The following is a 6,069-nucleotide window of genomic DNA, read 5'->3' as shown; positions in this document are numbered from 1 at the left end:
CGGGCGCCCGGTCCCGCCCGTCCCCGCGGGCGAGGGGCGCCCGCGGGCCCCGGCCGTGGCTGCTTCCCGGTGCGCCACCGGCGCCGCGCGGGCATCGTGGTGCGATACGGGGGCACGCGAAGGGCGTCGACGTACGAGGCAGGACACACGCAGCCGGAGAGGGATGACCGCCGTGACTCGACCCAGGATCCTGGTGGTGGGCGCAGGTTTCGCCGGAGTGGCGTGCGTCCGCCGGCTCGAACGCAGGCTGGCGCCGCACGAGGCGCGCATCACGCTGGTGACACCGGTCTCCTACCAGCTGTATCTGCCGCTGCTCCCCCAGGTCGCCTCCGGTGTGCTGACCCCGCAGTCGGTCGCGCTGTCCCTGAGGCGCAGCACCAAGTACCGCACCCGGATCATCCCGGGCGGGGCCATCGGCGTGGACCTGCGGGCGAAGGTGTGCGTGATCCGCACCATCACCGACGAGATCGTCAACGAGCCGTACGACTACATCGTGCTGGCCCCCGGCAGTGTCACCCGCACCTTCGACATCCCGGGGCTGGTGGACCACGCCTTCGGCATGAAGACGCTGGCCGAGGCGGCCTACATCCGCGATCACGTGATCGCCCAGCTCGACCTCGCGGACGCCAGCCACGATCCGGCCGAGCGCGCCGCCCGGCTGCAGTTCGTGGTGGTCGGCGGCGGCTACGCCGGCACGGAGACGGCGGCCTGCCTGCAGCGGCTGACGCACGCCGCCGTCGAGCGCTACCCGCACCTGGACCCGGGGCTCATCAAGTGGCACCTGATCGACATCGCCCCGAAGCTCATGCCGGAGCTGGGCGAGAAGCTGGGCCGCAGCGCCCTGGAGATCCTCACCCGGCGGGGCATCGAGATCTCCCTCGGGGTGTCCATCGCGAAGGCCGGCCCCGAGGAGGTCACCTTCACCGACGGCCGGGTGGTGCCCACCCGCACCCTGATCTGGACGGCGGGCGTGGTGGCCAGCCCGCTCATCGCCACCCTCGGCGCCGACACCGTCCGGGGCCGGCTCGCCGTGACGGCGGAGATGACCCTGCCGGGCTACGACGGCGTGTTCGCGCTCGGCGACTCCGCCGCGGTGCCCGACCTGGCCAAGGGCGACGAGGGCGCCGTGTGCCCGCCGACCGCGCAGCACGCCCACCGGCAGGGCAAGCAGGTCGCCGACAACGTCATCGCGACCCTGCGCGGCCGGCCGCTGCAGCCCTACCGGCACACCGACCTGGGGCTGGTGGTCGACCTCGGCGGCACCGACGCGGTGGCCAAGCCGCTGGGTCTGGAACTGCACGGGCTGCCCGCCCAGGTCGTGGCCCGCGGCTACCACCTGGGGGCGCTGCGCACCGGTGTCGCCAAGACGCGGGTGCTGACGAGCTGGATGCTGAACTCGTTCGCCGGCGACGACTTCGTCCGCACCGGTTTCCAGGCGCGCAAGCCGGCGAAGCTGCGGGACTTCGAGTTCACGGACGCCTATCTGACGCCGGACCAGGTCCGCGCGCATGTCGAGGAGTCGGGCCGGCCGGTACGGTGACACGGGCGGGGGTCCGGCGACACCGCTGCGGGCCGGGGCGGCCGGCCCGCCCCGGGTGACAGGAGAGAGTGCGGCGGCGTGAAGGCTGCGGGAGGACGACCGGCGCGGTCCGGGCTGCGGGAACGCTTCGTGGCGTCCGACCCCGGGCTGCTGCGGCTGACGGGCGCGCTGCGGACGGTGGGCGCCATCGCGCTGACGGTGGCCGTGCTGGCCCTGGCGGGGGCATCCACCACCCTGCTCGTCGCGGGGGCCATCTCCGCGATGGTCGCGACCTTCTCCATCCGGGAGAGACAGCGCCCGGCCCAGGCCGTCACCCTGGCCCTCGGGCTGCCGGTGGCGTTCGCCTCGGTGTCCCTGGCCGCGCTGCTCAGCGAGCGGCGCTTCGTCGGCGACGCCTGCTTCGTCGTCCTCATCTTCTGCGCGGTCTACGGGCGCCGGTTCGGCGACCGGGGGACGGCGCTGGGGCTGATCGGCTTCCAGGTCTACTTCCTGTCCCTGTTCGTGGGCGCCGACCCCGGCGGGCTGCCCGGACTGTGGGCGGCCATCGCCGTCGCTTTCGCGTGCAGCGCCCTGATGCGGTTCGTCCTGGTCCCGGTCACCCCGACCGGGCTGATGGGGCGCCTGCGGGACGCCTTCCGGGCCCGGCTGGCGCAGCTGGTCACCGCGCAGCTGGCGCTGCTGGACGCCGGTCCGGACACCGCCGACAAGGCGCTGGAGGACGTCCGCGACGGCACCGCGCGCCTGCACGAGACGGCCCTGATGATCCAGTCGCGGCTGGAGGACGGCACGCCCGACGAGGCGACGGCGCGGCTGGTGCAGCGCCGGATCGCGGAGGCGGAGATCGCCGTCGAGCGGCTCGGCCTGCTGCTGCTGTCCGCGCGCAGCGCCGAGCGGGCGGACACCCTCACCCTGCACCTGCCGGGCGCGCCCGCCCCGGAGGTGGGCCGGCTGCCGGGCCCGGACGAGGCGGCCGCGCTGCTGCGCCGGGACCTGCTCGCGCTGCGCACGCTGGTGCTGCGCACCGAGGTGCCGGGGACGGCCGTGGCGCACCTGCGCAACCGGCTGCTCGCCTACCGGGACGAGGAGAACCTGCCGCCCGCCTCCCCTGCCGTCCAGGACGTCTTCCGCGCGATCGGTGAAACGGCCCGGGCGGTCATGGGGCTGCGGATCGCCCTGGACGGGCCGCAGGACGAGTCGGACGACACCCCGGCCACCGCCCGTTCCCGGGAGGAGCTGGACGCGGAGGACGCGGCGATCGACGCCCGGGAGGAGGAGGACCAGGAGACGGGGCTGCGGCGGCCCACCACCCGGGCCGCCGTGCAGGTGGCGGTGGGGTCGTCGCTGGCGATCGTGGGCGGCGAACTGCTGTCCGCGCACCGCTGGTACTGGGCGGTCCTCACCTGCTGGATCGTCTTCATCAACACCGCGTCGACGGGCGAGATCCTGGTCAAGGGTTACCGGCGGCTGCTGGGGACGGTGTTCGGTGTCGTCGCCGGGATCCTGCTGGCCGCGGTGGTGGGCCGGAACACGTGGGCGGCGTTCGCGCTGGTCCTGCTGTTGATCTTCGCCATGTTCTACACGGCACCGCTGTCGTACACGCTGATGTCGTTCTTCGTGACGGCGATGCTGGGGCTTCTCTACACGCTGCTGCACACCTACAGCTGGGAGGTGCTGGTGCTGCGGCTGGAGGAGACGGCGCTGGGGGTGGCCTGCGGGGTTGTGGCGGCGGCGGTGGTCCTGCCGATCCGTACCGACCGGCGGACGAACGAACTGCTGGGCACGGTGCTGGAGCGGCTCGCCGAGGTCACGGAGGCTGCGGCGGCCCAGCTCAGCGGCGGGTCCGTGGCGGACCTGCTGGAGAAGGCGCGGGACCTGGACCAGGCGCTGGGCGATCTGCGGTCGGCCACCAAGCCGCTCACCCATCCGGTGACCCCGCTGCGGGCCCGGCGCACCAACGCCCGGTACGTGGTGGCCCTGCTGGAGACCTGCGCGTACCACGCGCGGGCACTGGCGGCGACGGCGGAGCTGCTGCCCGCCCACCCGTCCATCGCGGCGGACCCGCGGCTGAGCGGGGCGTCCGGGCGGACGGTGCGCAACATCCGGGCGATCGCCGCCCGGGTCGCCGACGAGGACACCGCGGCCACGATCGAGTCGGGGCCCAGCATCGCGTCGCTGCTGGAGGGGGCCGCCGCGGACGGCACCCCGCGCTTCGGCCGGATCACCGACCGGGTGCTGCGGCACCTGCAACGGCTGGACGAGGCCGTGGTGGGCCTCGCCCGGCCGCTGGGGGTGCCGCTAAAGCAGCCGGAGCGGTGAGCGCCGGCCGCGCCGGGCGGTGTCAGAAGTCGGTGGGCAGTCCGCTGGCGGCGGCGATGCCGCGCAGTTCCTCGTTCTGCCGGTGGCGGTCCCTGATGAAGTCGGCGATCTCTCCCAGGCGGGAGGGATCGGCGGCGGTCGCCGCGTCGGTGACGACGCGCACCGGGCCGTTGTCGTCGACGTCCAGCTCGACCACCTCGTTGTCGAGGCGGCCGGTGACGGCGGTCGCGATGACGAGGGCGGCCTCGTCGCGCACCTCCTGGGGCAGTTCGTCGTCGCCGCTGTCGAGGGCGAGGTCCAGGCCGGACAGGCGGTGCTCCTCGATCGCCTCGAGGACCGGCTCCACCACACGGAGCAGAAGCCGGTAGTCCTCGGTGTCCATCCGGACGCGCAGGAGGTCGAGGTAGACGTCCACGGGCCGGCCTTCCGGGGGAATCTCGGATTCGCTCATGGGGTGCGGGTTCCCCGCTTCCGGCCCGGCATGACAAGCGGGGCTTCACGCATCACCGGCGGCAGGCCGGCCGCCGGGGTGCCGTCGGGGGCACGGCCCCGCCGCGCTCCGTGGACCGCTGTCACCGGACCGCCGTCGAGGGGGACCGTGGTCGTCACGTACCTCGTGCTCGCGCGGCTGCCCGAGGGCGGCCCGGGCGATTTCGACGCCTACGAGAGCGCCGTGCTGCCCCTGCTCGCCGAGCGCGGAGGACGCGCGGCGCCTGCGGACGCCCGACGACCGGGTCGAGGCGCACCTCGTGTCCTTCCCCGGCAGCGAGGATCTCGCCGCCTTCCGGGCGGACCCCCGGCGGGCTGCCGCGGCCCCGCTGCTGGAGTCCTCCGGGGCGGCGGTCGACCTGCTCGCCGTCCGCGACGGGCCGTGACGGTGCCGCCGGGAGGCGGGGCCCGGTGTCAGACGCGGCGCCAGCGGGCCAGGGCGAAGGAGAACATGCCGAACAGGACCAGGCCGGCGGCGACGCCGGCCAGCAGCCACGGGCCGGCCGGGGTCTGGGCGAAGCTGCGCAGGGTGTCGTCGAGGCCCTTGGCCCGGTCGGGCTCGTAGTCGACGGCCGCGCGGACGGCGAACGCCCCGGCGGCGGCGAACACCAGGCCGCGGGCGATGCCGCCGCCCACGCCGGTGACGTCGACGAGGGCGCGGGTGCGGCGGCTCAGCTCGCCCGGCCGGAGTTCCTTGTGGTACTTGCGGCGGGCGGCCCGGACGCCGATCCACACCCCGGCGCCCGCCACGACGGCACCGCCCAGGGCGACGAGCCACGGCCCCGCGGGCAGTTCCAGGGCGCGGGCGGTGACGTCGCGGGACTGGCGGTCGCTGGAGCCGCTGCCGTTGTCCCGGTCCACGGCGAACGCCAGGACCGAGGAGGCGACGAAGGCGTAGAACCCGCAGCGCGCGGCGGACGCCAGGCGTTTGCGGGCCTTGCGGCCGTCCTTGCCGGAGGCGCCGAAGAGCGCCTCGGTCAGGCGCCACAGCGCCATGCCCACCAGTCCGATGCCCAGCGCCCACAGCAGCAGGGCGCCGAACGGCTTGTCGGCGAGTTCGGCCAGCGCTCCGCCGCGGTCGGCCTGCCGGTCGCCGTCGCCGAAGGCGATGCGCAGGGCGAGTACGCCGACCAGCATGTAGATGACGCCCCGGGCGGTGAGTCCGGCGCGTGCGGCCCCCTCCCGTACCGAACCGTTCGCGGCGCGCCGGGCGTCCGTCCGCCCTCTGCGCGCCAGTGTCCCCATGTTCATGTGCCCCCCCAGTGCTGCGTGACGTCGGCCGGGATTCCGGATGCCCCGGCATCGGGCGTGCACACGTGGGGCGCCGGACCGGCCGTCCGGCGCCCCACGCGCATCCGTTCACCCTCAGTCGGCCGCCAGGGCGGCCGGGCGGGGGCGGGCCGCCGCGGTGGAGGTGCCGAGCCAGCGGTGCGCGGTCTCCAGGGCGTGCCGCACGTCGCGGGTGCCCGTGGACACGCACAGCGTGTAGGCGAGGTCGCGCAGGCGCGAGTTCGGTCCGGCGGCGCCCTGCGGGGTCTCGGCGCCGGCCAGCGCCTCGTACTCCTCGACGAGCCGGCGCAGCACGACGGGGTGGGGTTTCAGCATGTGTTCTCGTTCTCCGGTTCGGTGTGGGCTGGGGTGTCCGTGCCGTGGTTGCCGCGGTCGGTGGCGGCGGACGCGGGGGCGGGGTGGTGGCGGCCGCCGGGCGGTCAGGCGTCCGGCGC

Annotated in this window: 6 protein-coding genes; 3 read left to right on the top strand and 3 right to left on the bottom strand. The window is 75.1% G+C overall.

Annotated features, from left to right (window positions below; translation table 11 throughout):
• Positions 1–163 precede the first annotated feature (163 nt).
• Together G3I53_RS14000 and G3I53_RS13995 are read left to right on the top strand one after the other, a co-directional pair.
• Positions 164–1,540, top strand: coding sequence for an NAD(P)/FAD-dependent oxidoreductase (locus tag G3I53_RS14000; protein ID WP_164332714.1), 1,377 nt, complete (start codon positions 164–166; stop codon positions 1,538–1,540).
• Positions 1,541–1,618: 78 nt separating this feature from the next.
• Positions 1,619–3,856: an FUSC family protein gene (locus G3I53_RS13995; protein WP_164438388.1), complete on the top strand. Its 2,238-nt coding sequence runs from the start codon at positions 1,619–1,621 to the stop codon at positions 3,854–3,856.
• Positions 3,857–3,878: 22 nt separating this feature from the next.
• Here G3I53_RS13995 and G3I53_RS13990 read toward each other — a convergent pair whose 3' ends face one another.
• On the bottom strand, positions 3,879–4,307 hold the full coding sequence (locus tag G3I53_RS13990) for a hypothetical protein (RefSeq protein ID WP_031101764.1): 429 nt from the start codon (positions 4,305–4,307) through the stop codon (positions 3,879–3,881).
• Between the two features lie 298 nt (positions 4,308–4,605).
• On the opposite strand from G3I53_RS13990, the gene G3I53_RS34375 reads away from it, so the two are divergent.
• On the top strand, positions 4,606–4,731 hold the full coding sequence (locus G3I53_RS34375; protein ID WP_275406499.1) for a hypothetical protein: 126 nt from the start codon (positions 4,606–4,608) through the stop codon (positions 4,729–4,731).
• Positions 4,732–4,759: 28 nt separating this feature from the next.
• Here the strand turns inward: G3I53_RS34375 and G3I53_RS13980 are convergent, their stop codons facing one another.
• Complete coding sequence (locus G3I53_RS13980) at positions 4,760–5,596, bottom strand: DUF1206 domain-containing protein (RefSeq protein ID WP_164438387.1); 837 nt, start codon at positions 5,594–5,596, stop codon at positions 4,760–4,762.
• A gap of 114 nt (positions 5,597–5,710) precedes the next feature.
• Positions 5,711–5,950: a DUF5133 domain-containing protein gene (locus G3I53_RS13975; protein WP_031101762.1), complete on the bottom strand. Its 240-nt coding sequence runs from the start codon at positions 5,948–5,950 to the stop codon at positions 5,711–5,713.
• Positions 5,951–6,069 lie beyond the last annotated feature (119 nt).

The organism is Streptomyces sp. SID14436, from assembly GCF_010548465.1.
Classification (GTDB): Bacteria; Actinomycetota; Actinomycetes; order Streptomycetales; family Streptomycetaceae; genus Streptomyces.
Note: the sequence above shows the minus strand (reverse complement) of the source record. Positions and strands in the feature narration are given on the sequence as shown.

Bases quoted from the DNA above. Each gene is read 5' to 3' on its own strand.
- G3I53_RS13990 (WP_031101764.1), bottom strand. From the start codon at position 4,307: ATGAGCGAATCCGAGATTCCCCCGGAAGGCCGGCCCGTGGACGTCTAC.
- G3I53_RS13975 (WP_031101762.1), bottom strand. From the start codon at position 5,950: ATGCTGAAACCCCACCCCGTCGTGCTGCGCCGGCTCGTCGAGGAGTAC.
- G3I53_RS14000 (WP_164332714.1), top strand. From the start codon at position 164: ATGACCGCCGTGACTCGACCCAGGATCCTGGTGGTGGGCGCAGGTTTC.
- G3I53_RS13980 (WP_164438387.1), bottom strand. From the start codon at position 5,596: ATGAACATGGGGACACTGGCGCGCAGAGGGCGGACGGACGCCCGGCGC.